The sequence below is a fragment of the Pseudomonas sp. GW822-FHT06D10 genome, assembly GCF_058799535.1.
In genome coordinates this window covers 397214-414197 of the sequence record NZ_JBXALN010000002.1, presented here as the reverse complement: position 1 = coordinate 414197, position 16984 = coordinate 397214, and the positions used below count along the sequence as shown (strand labels likewise).

The window sequence follows — 16984 nt, the reverse complement described above, 5'->3', positions numbered from 1 at the left end:
TCCTCATGGCTCAGGCAGCCGCGGGTTTAGGCCATGCAAAGTGATGGCTTCAGGTATCGATATAGTTTTTCGGCGGGCGATGCAGGCTGATTCCGGCGTCGTACAACAGGTTGACCAGCTCGACGATCATGATCGCGGTCAGGCCCCAGATCTTGTACTCGCCAAAGCGATAGCTGGGGACGTACCAGCTGCGCCCCTGGTAATCGATGCGATGGGTATGTTCGCGGGGGTCCTGGCGAAAGAACTCCAGGGGCACGCTGAAAACGGCAGCGATCTCGGCGTCATTGGCCTGGTATTCGACATAGTCGGGAATCACCCCGACGTAAGGCGTGACCTTGATTCCGTGCAGGGAAATCAGCGGGCTCAAAGGCCCGATGACCTCCACCAGCCCCGGCGGCAGGCCGATTTCCTCCTTGGCCTCGCGCAGCGCGGTGAAGATCAGGTCCGGATCTTCCGGATCGCGCCGGCCACCAGGGAAGGCCACCTCGCCGCCATGGGTCGACAGCCCGCTGGCACGCAAGGTCAGTACCAGTTCCGGTTCTTCGCTGCGGGTGATGGGCACCAGCACCGCAGCCTCGGGAAAACGTCGGTCGGTCTCCAGCGTACGCGGCGTGTAGTGGCTTACCCGATGAAGTAGCTCGTCCAGCATGAGGCATCTCGATCTGTTGGCTACCGTGCATCATGCACCAATCCAATCTTCGGCCCAACCCCCGCCCCCGGGCATGTCGCTTAACGACAACTTGCCGACAACGGGGCTGGCGCGCCAAGATAGCCCCAGCCTTTTCGGATACCCCACATGAAATTTTGCAGCCAGTGCGGCAACCCGGTGACCCAGCGCATTCCCGAAGGCGATTCGCGCCTGCGCTATGTCTGCGACCACTGCCAGACCATCCATTACCAGAACCCCAATATCGTCGCCGGCTGCCTTGCCACCTGGGAGGGCAAAGTGCTGCTGTGCCGTCGCGCCATCGAGCCGCGCCTGGGCTACTGGACCCTGCCCGCAGGCTTCATGGAAAACGGCGAGACCATCGAACAGGCGGCCATTCGCGAAACCTACGAGGAAGCCTGCGCCCGGGTGCGCGGCCTGAGCATCTACACCCTGATCGACGTGCCGCACATCAGCCAGGTGCATGTGTTCTTTCGCGCGGAGCTCGCCGACCTGGACTTTGCCGCCGGCCCCGAGAGCCTGGAAGTGCAGTTGTTCGACGAAGCCGATATCCCTTGGTCCGAGCTGGCTTTCCGCACCGTCGGCCGTACCTTAGAATGCTTCTTCGCTGATCGGCGGGCCGCAGCCTTTGAAGTGCGCTCCGAATCCATTCCGCCGCTCTCTCAGCCTGCCATCAGTTAAACAATAAAACGTGCACGGGATCTGTGTGCGCCTGGGGATATCGTGTCAATGCGCTGGTTGCTTGCCCTGCTGTGCTGTTCCGTCGTTGCTGTGTGCCAGGCCTCCACCGTGGAAACCCTGGACGGCAAGGTCATCGAAAAGGTCCTGGTGCTCAAGTCCGCCCATCAACTGCAACTGATCAACGGTGGCAAGCCACTGAAGACCTACCGCATCTCCCTGGGCAAGAAACCAAAGGGTCCCAAGCTCATGGAGGGCGACAAGCGCACCCCTGAAGGCCTCTACTGGCTCGACTGGCGCAAGACCAGCGACCGCTACAACCTGGCCATGCACATCTCCTATCCGAACATCACCGATGCCGCCCGCTCGCGGCGCGAAGGGGTGGACCCGGGCGGCATGATCATGATCCACGGCACCCCGGACACCGAAGAATTCCCGGAGCAGTATTTCCACACCCTGGACTGGACAGACGGGTGCATCGCCATGCGCAACGTCGACATGCGCGAGGTCTGGGGCCTGGTCAAGGACGGCACCATGATCGAGATCCGCCCTTAATTTCCCTTCCGCAAAAAATATTTTTACCCCCGCCAGCTCTTCCACTGCGCCCATACCACTTGGCGACCCGCAAGGGGTCGCCACTCGACGCCATGGCGATGGCAGTCAGACCTGCCTAATACCACTTTAATCATTTACCCTTCAAAGCACCCCGCAAACGCTGGATTTACGCCACCTTCAGCAGACCAGTGGCGTTGACATGGTATCTAAGTGGTATTAGTTTTTCGGCATTACCGGGCGACAACAACCTAATAACCGCATCGGAAAACCTACAGATGAATCACCTCCTGGCCCTGCGCCCCGACGACTCCCAACCCACTCCGCTGTACCTGCAACTGGCTCGCAACCTGGAAGCGGCAATCCATGCCGGCCAGTGGAAAGCCGAGCAGGCACTGCCGTCGGAACGCAACCTCAGCGAATTGCTGGGGATCTCCCGGGTCACCGCGCGCAAGGCCCTGGAAGTGCTCTTCGAACAGGGCTTGATCCGCCGCAGCCAGGGCTCGGGGACCTTCATCACCCCGCGCCTGGAGCAACCGCTGTCGCGGCTCTCCGGCTTCAGCGAAATGCTGCGCCTGAAGGGTTTCGTGCCCGGCTCCCAATGGCTGGAACGCACCCTCACCCCGCCCACCCATGAAGAACTGATCCGCCTCGGCCTGTCGCCCAACGACAAGGTGGCGCGGCTCAAGCGCCTGCGCAAAGCCGATGACACAGTGATGGCCATCGAGATGAGCACCCTGCCGGCCAGCATCATCGCCCAGCCGGAAGCGGTCGGAGATTCGCTCTATGAATACCTCGATGGCATCGGCAAGCCCGTGGTGCGGGCGCTGCAGCACATCCAAGCGATCAATGCCTCGGACGAATTCGCCGCCCTGGTGGGCATCGCCCCCGGCACCGCCATGTTGCTGATGACCCGGGTCGGCTACCTGGAAGACAACACGCCGATCGAGGTCACCGACACCTACTGCCGCAACGACTACTACGACTTCGTCGCTGAACTGCGACGCTGAACCCGCTTCCGGAGCCAGAGAAACGCCATGTCCGAAGACAATATCCTCACGCCCCAAGGCTGGGTCCGCGGCCGTCTGCTGCATCAGGACGGCAAGGTGATCGCCATCGAAGGCAGCCCCTGCAATCCGGCGGACAACGACCTGCCCTACCTGCTGCCCGGCTTTATCGACCTGCATGTGCACGGCGGCGGCGGCAAGGACATCATGCAAGGCCGCGATGCCTTCCAGACCATCACCCGCACCCATGTGCGCTTCGGCACCACCTCATTGCTGGCCACCACCATGACGGCCCCCAGCGAGGAAATCCGCCAGGTCCTGGAGCAACTGGGCAGCTATGCCGAACAGCGCCCCAAAGGCTGCGCCCGAGTGCTCGGCGTGCACCTGGAAGGCCCCTATATCAATCCCGGCAAACTTGGCGCCCAGCCCAACTTCGCCCACACCGCACTGCTGGCGGAAGTGGAGCAGTACCTGGCGCTGGCGCCGATCCGCGTGATCACCATCGCCCCGGAAGTCGCCGGCCACGACGGCCTGATCCGCGAACTCAGCGCCCGCGGCGTGCGCATGCAGATCGGCCACACCCTGGGCAGCTACGAGGAAGGCGTGGCGGCCCTCGCCGCTGGCGCCACCAGTTTCACCCACCTGTACAACGCCATGAGCCCGCTGCATCACCGTGAGCCGGGGATCGTCGGCGCGGCCCTGGCCCACGCCCAATACGCCGAGCTGATCCCGGACCTGCTGCATGTGCACCCCGGCGCCATGCGCGTGGCCCTGCGCTCGATCCCCTGCCTGTACTGCGTTACCGACTCCACCGCAGCTGCCGGCATGCCCGACGGTGAATACAAGCTGGGCAGCCACACCGTGACCAAGTGCCTGGGTGGTGTGCGCCTGGCCGACGGCACGCTGGCCGGCAGCACCCTGACCATGGACCAGGCCCTGCGCAATCTGGTGAAGATCGGCCTGCCCCTGGCCGAAGCCTCGCAGCGCCTGTCGCAATTTCCCGCCGACTACCTCGGCATCCCCCAACGCGGCCGCCTGCAACCTGGCAGCTGGGCCGACAGCGTGCGCCTGGACCGGGCACTCACACTGACCGCCGTCATGGTCGAAGGAGAAGACATTGACTTCAAAAATGCTTGAAGAGGCGCTGTCCTCGCACCTGGCCGCGAGCAACCAGTTGCAGCACCTGGACCCGGCGCTGATCGAGGTCGCCGGCCGCCTGCGCCGCCAGCCGCCACAAGTGGCAATGACCGTGGCCCGAGGCAGCTCCGACCACGCCGCCAGCTACTTCGCCTACCTGACCATGCAGCAAGTGGGTATTCCCGTGGCCTCGCTGCCGATGTCGGTGGTGACCATGCAGCAGGCGCCCCTGCGGGTCAGCGGCCAGGCGGTGTTCGCCTTTTCGCAATCGGGGCAAAGCCCGGACCTGGTAAACAGCGTGCGCCTGCTGCGCAAGCGCGGGGCCCTCAGCGTGGCCATGGTCAACGCGGAAAACAGCCCGCTGGAAGCGGCCAGCGAATTCTTCCTGCCGTTGCACGCCGGCGCCGAGCAGAGCGTGGCCGCCACCAAGAGCTTTATTGCCACCCTCAGTGCCAGCGCGCGACTGATCGGCCACTGGAATGATGACGGACGCTTGCTCGAGGCCGGCCTGGCCCTGCCCGAAGGCCTGCGCCAGGCCGCGACCCAGGATTGGAGCCTGGCCGTCAATGCGCTGCGCGATTGCCAGCGCCTGATGGTGATCGGCCGCGGGGCGGGATTCGCCATTGCCCAGGAAGCCGCGCTCAAGCTCAAGGAAACCTCGGCCATCCAGGCCGAAGCCTTCAGCAGTGCCGAAGTCCGCCACGGCCCCATGGCGCTGATCGACCACGACTATCCGCTGCTGGTGTTCGCCCCCCGCGGCGCCGAGCAGGGCGGCCTGCTGAGCCTGGCCGCCGACATGCGCCAGCGCGGCGCCAAGGTGCTGCTGGCCGCTCCGGACGACATCGGTGAACGGGACCTGACCCTGAGTCGTGCCGAACACCCGGCACTCGACCCGATCCTGGCGATCCAGAGTTTCTACGTCATGGCCGCCGGCCTCGCCCAAGCCCGCAGCATGGACCCCGACCAACCGCGCCACCTGAGCAAAGTGACCCGCACTCACTAAGCCCCATCGCCAACGAGTACTGCGCCATGCACAACAACAATAACGAACTGACGCTCGGTGCCCCGTTAAGCGGGCCAGTGCTAGCACTGCGCAGCGTGCCCGACCCGGTGTTCGCCAGCGGTGCCATGGGCGACGGCATCGCCATCGATCCCCTCAACGACACCCTGCATGCGCCCTGCGCCGGCCAGGTGATCCAGGTCGCACGTACCGGGCACGCAATCACCCTGCGCGCCGCCAATGGGGCCGAACTGCTGCTGCACCTGGGCCTGGACACTGTCGAACTGCAGGGCGAGGGGTTTGCCCTGCTGGTGAAGGAAGGCCAGCAGGTGCGTGCCGGCCAGCCCTTGCTGCGGGTTGATCTGGACCACGTGGCACAGCATTGCCGAAGCCTGATCAGCCTGCTGATCCTGACCAATGGCGAGGGTTTCGACCTGCGCCCGCTGACCCTGTCGACAGTCCAGGTGGGCGAGCCATTGCTGCACATCAGCCGGCGCGCCAACGCGGGCCCGCAGCCGCTGGCGCAAGAGCAATCCGGGCAGCAGGCCAGCGCCCGGATCAAGGTCGCCCATCGCGGCGGCCTGCATGCCCGCCCCGCCGCCCTGGTGCGCCAGACCGCCCTGAGCTTCAACAGCCATTCGCAATTGACCTTCAAGGACAAGAGCGCCCCCTGCACCAGCCTGATTGCCCTGATGAGCCTGGGCATCGGTGAACAGGAAGAAGTGCTGGTCAGTTGCCAGGGCGACGATTGCCAGGATGCCCTGCAGGCGATGCTGCAGACCCTCGGCACCGCGATGGCCGCAGATGCCCATGGCGAAACCCCGGTACCGGCCCCGGCCGCCCAAGGCCCCGTGGAAGACGGCGTGCTGCCGGGCGTCTGCGCCGCGCCGGGCCTGGTGTGCGGACCCCTGGTGCGGCTCAACGCCATGGTCCTGGCGGAGGATCATGGCCAGCATGCACCCGAGCCCCAACGGCAAGCATTGAGCACCGCACTCGACCAGGTGCGCGGGGAAATCCGCCACACCCTGGAGCAGGCCCGGCAACGCCGCGACCAGCAGGAACAGGACATCTTCAGCGCCCACCTGGCGCTGCTCGAAGACCCGACCCTGCTGGACGCCGCCGAAGCCTCCATTGCCCAGGGCCGCGCCGCCACCCATGCCTGGAGCGCGGCGATTACCGAGCAATGCCAGATCCTGCAGCAACTGGGCAGTACGCTGCTGGCTGAACGCGCCAACGACCTGCGGGACCTGCAGCAGCGCGTTCTGCGCGCCCTGCTGGGGGAGGCCTGGCACTATGATCTGCCAGCCGGGGCGATCGTTGCCGCCGAGGAGTTGACCCCTTCCGACCTTCTGCAACTCAGCGCCCAGGGCGTGGCCGGGCTGTGCATGGCCGCCGGCGGCGCCACTTCCCACGTGGCGATCCTTGCCCGGGGCAAGGGCCTGCCTTGCCTGGTGGCCCTGGGCCCGCAAGTGCTGCGCATCGACAGTGGCCGCCAGGTGGTGCTGGATGCCAACGGCGGGCGCCTGGAACTGGAGCCCGACCCGCAGCGCATCGCACAGGTGCAACAGGCCGGCGAAACCCAGCGCCAGCGCCATGCGCTGCAACAGCAAAAAGCCCATGAGCCCGCCCTGACCCAGGACGGCCAGCAGATCGAGGTGGCGGCCAATGTGGCGTCCAGCGATGAAGCCCGGGACGCCCACCAGGGTGGCGCCGACGGCGTCGGCCTGCTGCGCACCGAGTTTCTCTTCGTTGACCGCCAGACCGCCCCGGATCAAGAAGAACAGCGCCAGGCCTATCAGGCAGTGCTCAACGCCATGGGCGACAAGCCGGTGATCATTCGCACCATCGACGTCGGCGGCGACAAACAGCTGGATTACCTGCCCCTGCCGGTGGAAGCCAACCCGGTACTTGGGCTGCGCGGCATCCGCCTGGCCCAGGCGCGCCCTGAGCTGCTGGACCAACAACTGCGGGCGCTGCTCCAGGTCAGCCCCGTGCAACGCTGCCGGGTGATGCTGCCGATGGTCACCGAAGTCGCCGAGCTGCTGCACATTCGCCAGCGCCTGGACCTGTTCGCTGCCGAACTGGGCCTGAGCCAGCGCCCGGAACTGGGGGTCATGATCGAAGTTCCCGCCGCCGCCCTGATGGCCGAGCAACTGGCCGAACACGCCGACTTCCTGTCCATCGGCACCAACGACCTGTCCCAGTACACCCTGGCCATGGACCGTGACCACGCCGGGCTGGCGGCACGGGTCGACGCCCTGCACCCCGCCCTGCTGCGGCTGATCGCCCAGACCTGCGCCGGCGCCCAGCGCCATGGTCGCTGGGTCGGGGTCTGTGGCGCCCTGGCCTCCGATCCCCTGGCCACACCCGTACTCATTGGCCTGGGCGTCAGCGAGCTGTCGGTCAGCCCGCCACAGGTGGGCGAGATCAAGGACCGGGTGCGCCAGCTGGACGCCAGCCAGTGCCGCCAGCTCAGCCAGCCGCTGCTCAACCTGCCCGGTGCCGCCGCAGTCCGTCAGGCCTGCGAACGGCTTTGGCCTCTGCACTCATAACAAGAATTCCAGGAGAGACGCCATGTACCAGTATTTCATCGAGGGCCTGCAACGCCTCGGCCGGGCGCTGATGCTGCCCATCGCTATCTTGCCCATCGCCGGTCTGCTGCTGCGCCTGGGCGACACCGACCTGCTGAACATCGCGATCATCCACGATGCCGGGCAGTCGATCTTCGGCAACCTGGCGCTGATCTTCGCCATCGGTATCGCCGTCGGCTTTGCCAAGGACAACAATGGCACCGCCGGGCTGGCCGGGGCCATTGGCTATCTGGTAATGATCTCGACCCTCAAGGTGCTGGACGCCAGCATCAACATGGGCATGCTCGCCGGGATCATCAGCGGGCTGATGGCCGGCGCGCTGTACAACCGCTTCAAGGACATCAAGCTGCCGGAGTACCTGGCGTTCTTCGGCGGCCGGCGCTTCGTGCCCATCGCCACCGGTTTCACCGCCGTGGGCCTGGGGGTGGTGTTCGGCCTGATCTGGCCGCCGATCCAGCACGGCATCAACAGCTTCGGCCAGTTGCTGCTGGAGAGCGGCAGCTTCGGCGCCTTTGTCTTCGGCGTGTTCAACCGGCTGCTGATCGTCACCGGCCTGCACCACATCCTCAACAACATGGCCTGGTTCATCTTCGGCAGCTTCACCGACCCGAGCACCGGCGCCGTGGTCACCGGCGACCTGACCCGCTACTTTGCCGGCGACCCCAAGGGCGGCCAGTTCATGACCGGGATGTTCCCGATGATGCTGTTCGGCCTGCCCGCCGCCTGCCTGGCGATGTACCGCAACACACCGCCGGAACGGCGCAAGGTAATGGGCGGGATCTTCCTGTCCATGGCCCTGACATCCTTCCTGACCGGGGTCACCGAGCCGATCGAATTCGCCTTCATGTTCCTTGCCCCCCTGCTGTACCTGGTGCATGCCCTGCTCACCGGGCTGGCCATGGCCCTGACCAACCTGCTGAACATCCACCTGGGCTTTACCTTTTCCGGCGGCGCCATCGACATGGCCCTGGGCTGGGGCCGCTCCACCAACGGCTGGAAGGTGTTTCCGGTGGGCCTGCTGTACGCGGTGGTGTACTACCTGGTGTTCGATTTCTGCATCCGCCGCTTCAACCTCAAGACCCCGGGCCGTGAAGACAGCCCCTCCAGCGAAAAGACTGAACTGAGCGTCGACCAGCGCGCCGCAGCCTACATCAAGGCCCTGGGTGGCGCCGGCAACCTGCTTACCGTCGGTGCCTGCACCACGCGCCTGCGCCTGGAGCTGGCAGACCGCAACCTGGCTTCGGACAGCGAGCTCAAGGCCCTGGGCGCCATGGCCGTGGTGCGCCCCGGCAAGGGCGGCAGCTTGCAGGTGGTGGTGGGGCCGCTGGCAGACAGCATCGCCGACGAGATCCGCCTGGCGTCACCCGTTTCGGCCAGGGCTGAGGTGGCACAGGCGCCTGTTGAAGCCCCCCCGCAGGTCGACATTTCCATCCACGAAGCCCAGCAGTGGCTCAACGCCCTGGGCGGTCGGGACAACCTGGTGCAGATGGACTGTGTGGCCCTGACCCGGTTGCGAGTGCGAGTGAACAATAGCCGCAGCCTGTCGGAGCCGGCGCTCAAGGGGCTGGGCTGCCAGGGCATGCGGCGTATGGAGGGGGATGTTTGGCACGTACTGATTGGCGAAAAGGCCGGGGGCTTGCAGGTGGCGCTGACGGGCTTGCTGCACCGAGAGGTCGGCGCGGGTGCTTGAAGGCACTTTCGCCGGCCAGCCGGCTCCTGCAAGGCTCCTGTAGGAGCCGGCTGGCCGGCGAAGGCCCACAAAAAAGCCCGCTGACCGTTGCCGGTTCAGCGGGCTTTGTGTCTGTGGATAACCTCAGAACGCTTCGAGGCGCCAGACTTCATAAGCCGGCGTTTCGTAGGGGTGGCTCTGCTTGAGGGCCAGTACCACATCGCGAATCAGTTCGTCGGCCACCACCAGCTCGACCTTCCACTCCTCCACCCGCTCCACCTGGCCGGTCTGCCCGAGAAACGGCTGGCTGCCGTCCAACGGGCGAAACTGGCCCTGGCCGAGCACCTGCCAGGCGCACTGATCATAGGCGCCAATGCGTCCGCCGCCCGCGGCGAACACAGCGCTCTTGACCGACTCCACATGGCTGGGGGGCACGAAGAAGCTGAGCTTGTACATCAGCCTCAGTTCACCCAAACCCGAGCGTTACGGAACATGCGCATCCACGCCCCATCTTCGTTCCACTCATCCGGGCGCCAGGAGTTCTGCACGGCACGGAACACCCGCTCAGGGTGCGGCATCATGATGGTGACGCGGCCGTCGCGGCTGGTGAGGCCGGTGATCCCGCGCGGCGAACCGTTGGGGTTGGCCGGGTAGCGCTCGGTGACCTTGCCGTGGTTGTCGACGAAGCGCAGGGCCACGCAACCGGACAGGTCGGCTTCCAGCAATGCCTCTTCGCTTTCGAACTCCGCATGGCCTTCACCGTGGGCGATGGCGATCGGCATCCGCGAACCGGCCATGCCCTGCAGGAAGATCGAGTTCGACTCCTGCACCTGGACCATGGCCACCCGTGCTTCGAACTGCTCGGAGCGGTTGCGCACGAAGTGCGGCCAGAACTCGCTGCCCGGGATCAGTTCGTGCAGGTTGGACATCATCTGGCAACCGTTGCACACACCCAGGGTGAAGCTGTCGGTACGTTCGAAGAAGCCCTGGAAGGCGTCGCGGGCGCGGCTGTTGAACAGCGCCGACTTGGCCCAGCCTTCACCGGCGCCCAGTACGTCGCCGTAGGAGAAGCCACCGCAGGCAACCATGCCCTTGAAGTCGTTGAGGTCGACACGACCGGCGAGGATATCGCTCATGTGCACGTCGATGGCGTTGAAGCCGGCGCGGTCAAAGGCCGCTGCCATTTCCACCTGGCCGTTGACGCCCTGCTCACGCAGTACCGCCACCTGTGGACGCACGCCTTTCTTGATGTAAGGCGCGGCGATGTCCTGGTTGACGTCGAAGCCCAGCTTGACGCTCAGGCCCGGGTTGTCTTCTTCCAGTACCACATCGAATTCCTGCTCGGCGCAGTCGGCGTTGTCCCGCAGGCGCTGGATCTGGTAGCTGGTTTCTGCCCACTGACGCTGCAGCAGGCGGCGCTGGCCGGTGAACACGCTTTCGCCGTTGTAGGAGATGCTCACTTCACCGTTGTTGATCGGCTGGCCGATCACGGCCACGCAATCGCCCAGGCCGGCGGCGCTGAACTGGGCCAGCACGTCCGGAGTAGCGTCCTGGCGCACCTGGATCACCGCACCCAGCTCTTCGTTGAACAGGATGGCGGCGATTTCGGCGGTGTTTTCCGCCACGGCGTCGAGGCTCAGGTTCAGGCCGCAATGGCCGGCGAAGGCCATTTCCACGGCGCTGACCAGCAGGCCGCCATCGGAACGGTCGTGGTAGGCCAGCAGGTGACCGTCGGCGTTGAGGCCCTGGATCACCGCGAAGAAGGCCTTGAGGTCTTCCGCATCATCCACGTCCGGTGCCTGGCTGCCGAGCTTGCCGTGGGTCTGGGCGAGGATCGAGGCGCCCATGCGGTTCTGCCCGCGACCGAGGTCGATCAGGATCAGGTCGGTGGTGCCCTTGTCCATGCGCAGTTGCGGGGTCAGGGTCTGGCGAATGTCCGCTACGGGTGCGAAGCCAGTGACGATCAGCGACAGCGGCGAGGTGACGCTCTTGTCCACGCCCTCTTCGTTCCAGCGGGTGGCCATGGACATGGAGTCCTTGCCCACCGGGATGGTGATGCCCAGCTCTGGGCACAGCTCCATGCCCACTGCCTTGACGGTGTCGTACAGGCGCGCGTCTTCGCCCGGGTGGCCGGCAGCGGACATCCAGTTGGCGGAGAGCTTGATGTCGCTGATCTTGTTGATGCGCGAGGCCGCGATGTTGGTCAGCGTCTCACCGATCGCCATGCGGCCGGACGCCGGGGCGTCCAGCAGGGCCAGCGGCGTGCGCTCGCCCATGGCCATGGCCTCACCGGTGTAGACGTCGAAGCTGGTGGCGGTCACGGCCACGTCGGCCACCGGCACCTGCCATGGGCCGACCATCTGGTCGCGGGCCACGAGGCCGGTGATGGTGCGGTCGCCGATGGTGATCAGGAAGCTCTTGCTGGCCACGGCCGGGTGGTGCAGGACGCGCTCGATGCTCTCGGCGATATCCAGGGTGCTTGGATCGAAATCGTCACCCAACTCGTTTTCCCGTACGGCCGAACGGTGCATGCGCGGGGCCTTGCCCAGCAGCACTTCCAGCGGCATGTCCACCGGGCTGTTGCCGAAGTGGCTGTCGGTCACGGTCAACTGTGGTTCGGCAGTGGCTTCACCGACCACCGCGAACGGGCAGCGCTCACGCTCGCAGATGGCCTTGAAACGTTCGAAATCCGCAGCGCCTACCGCCAGGACATAACGCTCCTGGGATTCGTTGGACCAGATTTCGTGCGGGGCCATGCCCGGCTCGTCGTTGGGGATGTTGCGCAGTTCGAAGCGACCGCCACGGCCGCCATCGTTGACCAGTTCCGGGAAGGCGTTGGACAGGCCACCGGCGCCGACGTCGTGGATGAAGCTGATGGGGTTGTTATCCCCCAGTTGCCAGCAACGGTCGATGACTTCCTGGCAACGGCGTTCCATCTCAGGGTTTTCACGCTGTACCGAAGCAAAATCCAGGTCCGCCGAGCTGGTGCCGGTGGCCATGGAGGAAGCGGCGCCGCCGCCCAGGCCGATGAGCATCGCCGGGCCGCCGAGCACGATCAGCTTGGAGCCGACGGTGATCTCGCCTTTCTGCACGTGCTCGTCACGGATGTTGCCCATGCCGCCTGCCAGCATGATCGGCTTGTGGTAACCGCGAACTTCATCGCCACGAGGCGTGGTAATGGATTGCTCGAAGGTGCGGAAATAACCGGTCAGGGCCGGACGGCCGAATTCGTTGTTGAACGCCGCGCCACCCAGTGGGCCTTCGATCATGATGTCGAGGGCGGTGACGATGCGCTCAGGCTTGCCGTACGGCACTTCCCACGGCTGTTCGAAGCCCGGGATCTGCAGGTTGGAAACGGTGAAACCGGTGAGGCCGGCCTTGGGCTTGGCGCCGCGCCCGGTGGCGCCTTCGTCGCGGATTTCGCCGCCGGAACCGGTGGAGGCCCCCGGGAACGGCGCGATGGCGGTCGGGTGGTTGTGGGTCTCGACCTTCATCAGGATGTGCACCGGCTCCTGTACCGCACCGTACTGGCGGGTCTCAGGGTTCGGATAGAAGCGCCCGGCAACCGAACCGACGATGACCGCGGCATTGTCCTTATAGGCGGAGAGCACACCTTCGTTGTGCATCTGATAGGTGTTCTTGATCATGCCGAACAGGCTTTTTTCCTGGCTCTGGCCGTCGATATCCCAACTGGCGTTGAAGATCTTGTGGCGGCAGTGCTCGGAGTTGGCCTGGGCGAACATCATCAGTTCGATGTCGTGGGGATTACGCTTGAGGCCCTGGAAGGCGTTCATCAGGTAATCGATTTCGTCTTCGGCCAGGGCCAGGCCCAGCTCGCTATTGGCCTGCTCCAGCGCAGCACGGCCACCGCCGAGGATGTCGATGGCGGTCAGCGGCTTGGGTTCGGCGTGGCTGAACAGGCCGGCGGCCTGTTCCAGGTTGGCCACCACGATCTGGGTCATGCGGTCGTGCAGGGCGTCGGCGATCAGTTGGGCCTCGGCCTCGCTGAACTCACCGGCCACATAGAAGGCGATGCCGCGCTCCAGGCGCTGGATCTTCGCCAGGCCACAGTTGCGGGCGATGTCGCTGGCCTTGCTCGACCACGGCGAAATGGTGCCGAAACGTGGCAGGACCAGGAACAGACGGCCGGTCGGCTCTTGTACCGGAACGCTGGGGCCGTACTTCAGAAGGCGCGCAAGCACCTGCTGTTCGTCGCCGGTCAGGACGCCGGTGACTTCGGCGAAGTGAGCGAATTCAGCATACAAGCCACTGACAGCCGGTACTTTCTGGCTCAGTTGCTCAAGGAGTTTGCTGTGGCGAAAGGCAGAAAGGGCAGGAGCGCCGCGCAGGATCAACATCTTCGGGACAGCCTCGGGAAGGGGGTGTGCTTTGAGGCCGTGCATTCTAACGTAAACCGCTGGCATCGGCACTCGAAACGCAACCCCCGGGCGCCTCCGGACGTCGGCCCGGGGCCAGCCCCCTATAACAAAGCCTCATCAGGGTCATTGCCGGTGGTTATTTTAAACGTCACATTCAGCGCCCAGGCCCCATTCCTGAGGCCTTCAGCCCGGCTCGACCATCGCTAGCAGACAAGCCCTTCGCTGTCGAGATATGGCGGCCGTTATCCTTTGCGTATACTGCGCCAATGTTTTCCCCTATGGCTTTACGTCCGCGCTGCGCCAAGTGGCTCATCGTTACCGGACTCTTCCTGATGCTCGGCGCCTGTGTTGAGAAACCCAGCACGCTCGAGCGCGTAAAGGAGGATGGTGTGCTGCGGGTGGTCACCCGTAACAGCCCTGCCACCTACTTTCAGGATCGCAACGGTGAAACCGGCTTCGAATACGAGCTGGTGAAACGCTTTGCCGACGATCTGGGGGTGGAGCTCAAGATCGAGACCGCCGACAACCTCGACGACCTATTCGACCAGCTGGGCCAGCCCAAGGGCCCGGTCCTGGCCGCCGCCGGCCTGGTGAGCAGCGAGCAGCGCAAGCAGCAGGTGCGGTTCTCCCACCCCTATCTGGAGGTCACGCCCCAGGTCATCTATCGCAATGGCCGTTCCCGCCCCACCACCGCGCAAGACCTGGTGGGCAAGCACATCATGGTGCTCAAGGGCAGCACCCACGCCGAACAACTGGCGGAACTCAAGCTCAAGTACCCCGGCATCGAATACGAAGAGTCGGACGCCGTGGAAGTGGTGGACCTGCTGCGCATGGTGGACGAAGGGCAGATCGACCTGACCCTGGTGGACTCCAACGAACTGGCGATGAACCAGGTCTACTTCCCCAATGTGCGAGTGGCCTTTGACCTGGGCGACGCCCGCAGCCAGAGCTGGGCCGTGGCCGCAGGCGACGACAACAGCCTGCTCAACGAGATCAACAGTTTCCTCGACAAGGTCGAGAAGAACGGCACCCTGCAACGCCTGAAGGACCGCTACTACGGCCATGTGGACGTGCTCGGCTATGTCGGCGCCTACACCTTTGCCCAGCACCTGCAGCAACGCCTGCCCAAGTACGAGAAGCACTTCAAGGCGTCGGCCAAGCAGGAAAAGCTCGACTGGCGCCTGCTGGCGGCGGTGGGCTATCAGGAATCGATGTGGCAGGCCGAGGTCACCTCCAAGACCGGGGTGCGCGGGCTGATGATGCTGACCCAGAACACCGCCCAGGCCATGGGCGTCTCCAACCGCCTGGACCCCAAGCAGAGCATCAGCGGCGGGGCCAAGTACCTGGCCTATATCAAGGAACAGCTGGACGACAAGATCGAGGAACCGGACCGCACCTGGTTCGCCCTGGCCGCCTATAACGTCGGCACCGGCCACCTGGACGATGCGCGCAAGCTGGCCGAGAAAGAAGGCCTGAACCCGAACAAGTGGCTGGATGTGAAGAAGATGCTGCCGCGCCTGTCGCAGAAGCAGTGGTACAGCAAGACCCGCTACGGCTATGCCCGGGGCGGTGAGCCCGTGCATTTCGTCGCCAACATCCGTCGCTACTACGACATTCTCACCTGGGTGACCCAGCCGCAGCTGGAAGGCGACCAGGTCGCCGAAGGCAACCTGCACGTACCCGGGGTCAACAAGACCAAGCCGCCGGAAGAGAATCCGCCGCTTTAAAAGCATTCGCCGGCCAGCCGGCTCCTACGCAGGTTGTGCAGGAACCGGCTGGCCGGCGAAGGCGATTCAGGCCTTGGCCGCAGCCGCCAGGATCAAGGCCTTCATCTCAGCCACCGCACCTTTGAAACCGACAAACAGAGCGTGGGCCACCAGGGCATGGCCGATGTTCAGCTCGTTGATGCCCTTGATCGCCGCCACCGCCTCGACGTTGTGGTAATGCAGGCCATGGCCGGCGTTGACGATCAGCCCCTGGGCCAGGCCAACAGCAACGCCGTCGACGATACGCTGCAGCTCCTCGGCCACTTCACTGGGCGTCTGGGCATCGGCATAACGCCCGGTGTGCAACTCGATGGCCGGCGCGCCGACCCGCTTGGAGGCCTCGATCTGACGCTCGTCGGCGTCGATGAAAAGGGACACTTCGGAACCGATTTTCGACAGCCGCTCTACCGCCGCCTTGATCCGCGCCTCCTGCCCCGCCACATCCAGGCCGCCTTCGGTGGTGAGCTCCTGGCGGGTTTCCGGCACCAGGCAGATATGTGCCGGACGGATACGCTCGGCAAAAGCCATCATCTCTTCGGTGACGCCCATTTCGAAGTTCATGCGGGTCTGCAGCACATCCTTGAGCAGCAGCACGTCGCGCTCCTGGATATGCCGGCGATCTTCGCGCAGGTGCACGGTGATGCCGTCGGCGCCCGCCTCTTCCGCGTCCAGCGCTGCCTTGACCGGGTCCGGGTAACGGGTGCCCCGTGCCTGGCGCAGGGTGGCAACGTGGTCGATGTTCACGCCAAGAAGAATGCGATTGCTGGTGGTCACGGAAGCGCTCCTGAATAAATGAAGATTCGGCGCACAGCATACGGGGAGACTAAGGCTTGCGAAACAACTCGCGACTGACCAGGGGCCGGCCGCCCAGGTGCACCGCCAGGGCCTGACGCATCAGGCGCTTGGCCGCAGACAGCGCGCCGGGAGCGCTCCAGTCGGCATCGGCCATGGCCAGCAACTCGGTGCCATTGAACAGTCCCGGCTGCAGCAGGAACACCTGCTCCAGCCCGGCATCCACCTGTAGGCGGTACAGGCCGTCGGCAGCGATGGGGGCGCCATGGATGTCGCTGTCCAGGGCAAAGCCGTAGCCCAGGTCATCCAGCAGGCGCCACTCAAAGGCCCGCAGCAGAGGCTCCAGGGGACGGCCTTCGGCCAGGGCCAGCAGCGTGGCAGCGTAGTGGTCGAATACCGCAGGATGGGGATCTTCCGCCGGCAGCAGGCGAATCAACAGCTCGTTCAGATAGAGGCCGCTGAACAAGGCCTCGCCATTGAGCCAGGCGGCAATGCCAGCACTTTCCATGCGCCCGACGTTCTTCAGTTCGCCACGGCCGCGAAACTCGACCTCCAGGGGCACGAAGGGCCGCGCCAGGGTCCCGGCCTTGCCCCGCGCATTGCGCAGGACAGCACGCAGGCGACCTTGGGGGGTAAGAAAATCCACCAGGGCACTGCTTTCGCGGTAGGCGCGGCTGTGCAGGACGTAGGCGAGTTGGCCGACTGGGGCGTTGCTGGACATGGTTGCGGGGGATCTCAGGGGAAGA

The 16984-nt window shown here is 65.0% G+C and carries 13 protein-coding genes; 8 read left to right on the top strand and 5 right to left on the bottom strand.

The genetic code is table 11. The features are described 5' to 3' along the window. Positions 1-49 precede the first annotated feature (49 nt). Positions 50-649 (bottom strand): CoA pyrophosphatase, encoded by a 600-nt coding sequence (locus AC1RL5_RS07425; RefSeq protein WP_011059435.1) that lies wholly within the window; start codon positions 647-649, stop codon positions 50-52. 147 nt (positions 650-796) lie between these two features. Here AC1RL5_RS07425 and AC1RL5_RS07420 point away from each other — a divergent pair, with 147 nt between their 5' ends. From AC1RL5_RS07420 to nagE, 7 genes are all read left to right on the top strand, one after another. Then, entirely contained in the window at positions 797-1348 is a 552-nt protein-coding gene (locus AC1RL5_RS07420) for an NUDIX hydrolase (RefSeq protein ID WP_011059434.1), read from the top strand. Positions 1349-1396: 48 nt separating this feature from the next. Further along, the gene (locus AC1RL5_RS07415; RefSeq protein WP_011059433.1) at positions 1397-1900 is read left to right on the top strand and encodes a L,D-transpeptidase family protein; all 504 of its coding nucleotides are present in this window, start codon (positions 1397-1399) and stop codon (positions 1898-1900) included. Positions 1901-2175: 275 nt separating this feature from the next. After that, positions 2176-2907, top strand: coding sequence for a GntR family transcriptional regulator (locus AC1RL5_RS07410; protein WP_011059432.1), 732 nt, complete (start codon positions 2176-2178; stop codon positions 2905-2907). A 27-nt stretch (positions 2908-2934) separates the two neighbouring features. Continuing rightward, on the top strand, positions 2935-4041 hold the full coding sequence (gene nagA / locus AC1RL5_RS07405; protein ID WP_072443088.1) for an N-acetylglucosamine-6-phosphate deacetylase: 1107 nt from the start codon (positions 2935-2937) through the stop codon (positions 4039-4041). Beyond that, entirely contained in the window at positions 4022-5044 is a 1023-nt protein-coding gene (locus AC1RL5_RS07400; protein WP_103289925.1) for an SIS domain-containing protein, read from the top strand. The genes nagA and AC1RL5_RS07400 overlap by 20 nt, the downstream gene beginning before the upstream one ends. A gap of 26 nt (positions 5045-5070) precedes the next feature. Then, positions 5071-7593 carry a phosphoenolpyruvate--protein phosphotransferase gene (gene ptsP, locus AC1RL5_RS07395; RefSeq protein WP_072451206.1) on the top strand — a complete coding sequence of 841 codons (2523 nt, stop codon included), beginning with the start codon at positions 5071-5073 and terminating at the stop codon, positions 7591-7593. Positions 7594-7615: 22 nt separating this feature from the next. Then, positions 7616-9322 (top strand): N-acetylglucosamine-specific PTS transporter subunit IIBC, encoded by a 1707-nt coding sequence (gene nagE, locus AC1RL5_RS07390; protein ID WP_072451207.1) that lies wholly within the window; start codon positions 7616-7618, stop codon positions 9320-9322. A 123-nt stretch (positions 9323-9445) separates the two neighbouring features. Here the strand turns inward: nagE and AC1RL5_RS07385 are convergent, their stop codons facing one another. Both AC1RL5_RS07385 and purL read right to left on the bottom strand, forming a co-directional pair. Then, positions 9446-9757, bottom strand: a complete 312-nt coding sequence (locus AC1RL5_RS07385) for a YqfO family protein (protein ID WP_015634269.1) — start codon at positions 9755-9757, stop codon at positions 9446-9448. Between the two features lie 5 nt (positions 9758-9762). Beyond that, a complete protein-coding gene (gene purL / locus AC1RL5_RS07380) occupies positions 9763-13659 on the bottom strand; it encodes a phosphoribosylformylglycinamidine synthase (protein WP_011059426.1) in 3897 nt (1298 codons plus the stop codon). Positions 13660-13946: 287 nt separating this feature from the next. On the opposite strand from purL, the gene mltF reads away from it, so the two are divergent. Then, on the top strand, positions 13947-15407 hold the full coding sequence (gene mltF / locus AC1RL5_RS07375; protein WP_011059425.1) for a membrane-bound lytic murein transglycosylase MltF: 1461 nt from the start codon (positions 13947-13949) through the stop codon (positions 15405-15407). 66 nt (positions 15408-15473) lie between these two features. Here the strand turns inward: mltF and pdxJ are convergent, their stop codons facing one another. Both pdxJ and recO read right to left on the bottom strand, forming a co-directional pair. Continuing rightward, complete coding sequence (gene pdxJ / locus AC1RL5_RS07370; RefSeq protein ID WP_011059424.1) at positions 15474-16220, bottom strand: pyridoxine 5'-phosphate synthase; 747 nt, start codon at positions 16218-16220, stop codon at positions 15474-15476. A 49-nt stretch (positions 16221-16269) separates the two neighbouring features. Then, positions 16270-16959 (bottom strand): DNA repair protein RecO, encoded by a 690-nt coding sequence (gene recO / locus AC1RL5_RS07365; protein WP_011059423.1) that lies wholly within the window; start codon positions 16957-16959, stop codon positions 16270-16272. Between the last annotated feature and the right edge of the window lie 25 nt (positions 16960-16984).

Coding starts and splice junctions, on each gene's coding strand:
- purL (WP_011059426.1), bottom strand. CDS start 13,659: ATGTTGATCCTGCGCGGCGCTCCTGCCCTTTCTGCCTTTCGCCACAGC.
- AC1RL5_RS07415 (WP_011059433.1), top strand. CDS start 1,397: ATGCGCTGGTTGCTTGCCCTGCTGTGCTGTTCCGTCGTTGCTGTGTGC.
- AC1RL5_RS07425 (WP_011059435.1), bottom strand. CDS start 649: ATGCTGGACGAGCTACTTCATCGGGTAAGCCACTACACGCCGCGTACG.
- AC1RL5_RS07420 (WP_011059434.1), top strand. CDS start 797: ATGAAATTTTGCAGCCAGTGCGGCAACCCGGTGACCCAGCGCATTCCC.
- recO (WP_011059423.1), bottom strand. CDS start 16,959: ATGTCCAGCAACGCCCCAGTCGGCCAACTCGCCTACGTCCTGCACAGC.
- AC1RL5_RS07410 (WP_011059432.1), top strand. CDS start 2,176: ATGAATCACCTCCTGGCCCTGCGCCCCGACGACTCCCAACCCACTCCG.
- AC1RL5_RS07385 (WP_015634269.1), bottom strand. CDS start 9,757: ATGTACAAGCTCAGCTTCTTCGTGCCCCCCAGCCATGTGGAGTCGGTC.
- ptsP (WP_072451206.1), top strand. CDS start 5,071: ATGCACAACAACAATAACGAACTGACGCTCGGTGCCCCGTTAAGCGGG.
- nagE (WP_072451207.1), top strand. CDS start 7,616: ATGTACCAGTATTTCATCGAGGGCCTGCAACGCCTCGGCCGGGCGCTG.
- nagA (WP_072443088.1), top strand. CDS start 2,935: ATGTCCGAAGACAATATCCTCACGCCCCAAGGCTGGGTCCGCGGCCGT.
- mltF (WP_011059425.1), top strand. CDS start 13,947: ATGTTTTCCCCTATGGCTTTACGTCCGCGCTGCGCCAAGTGGCTCATC.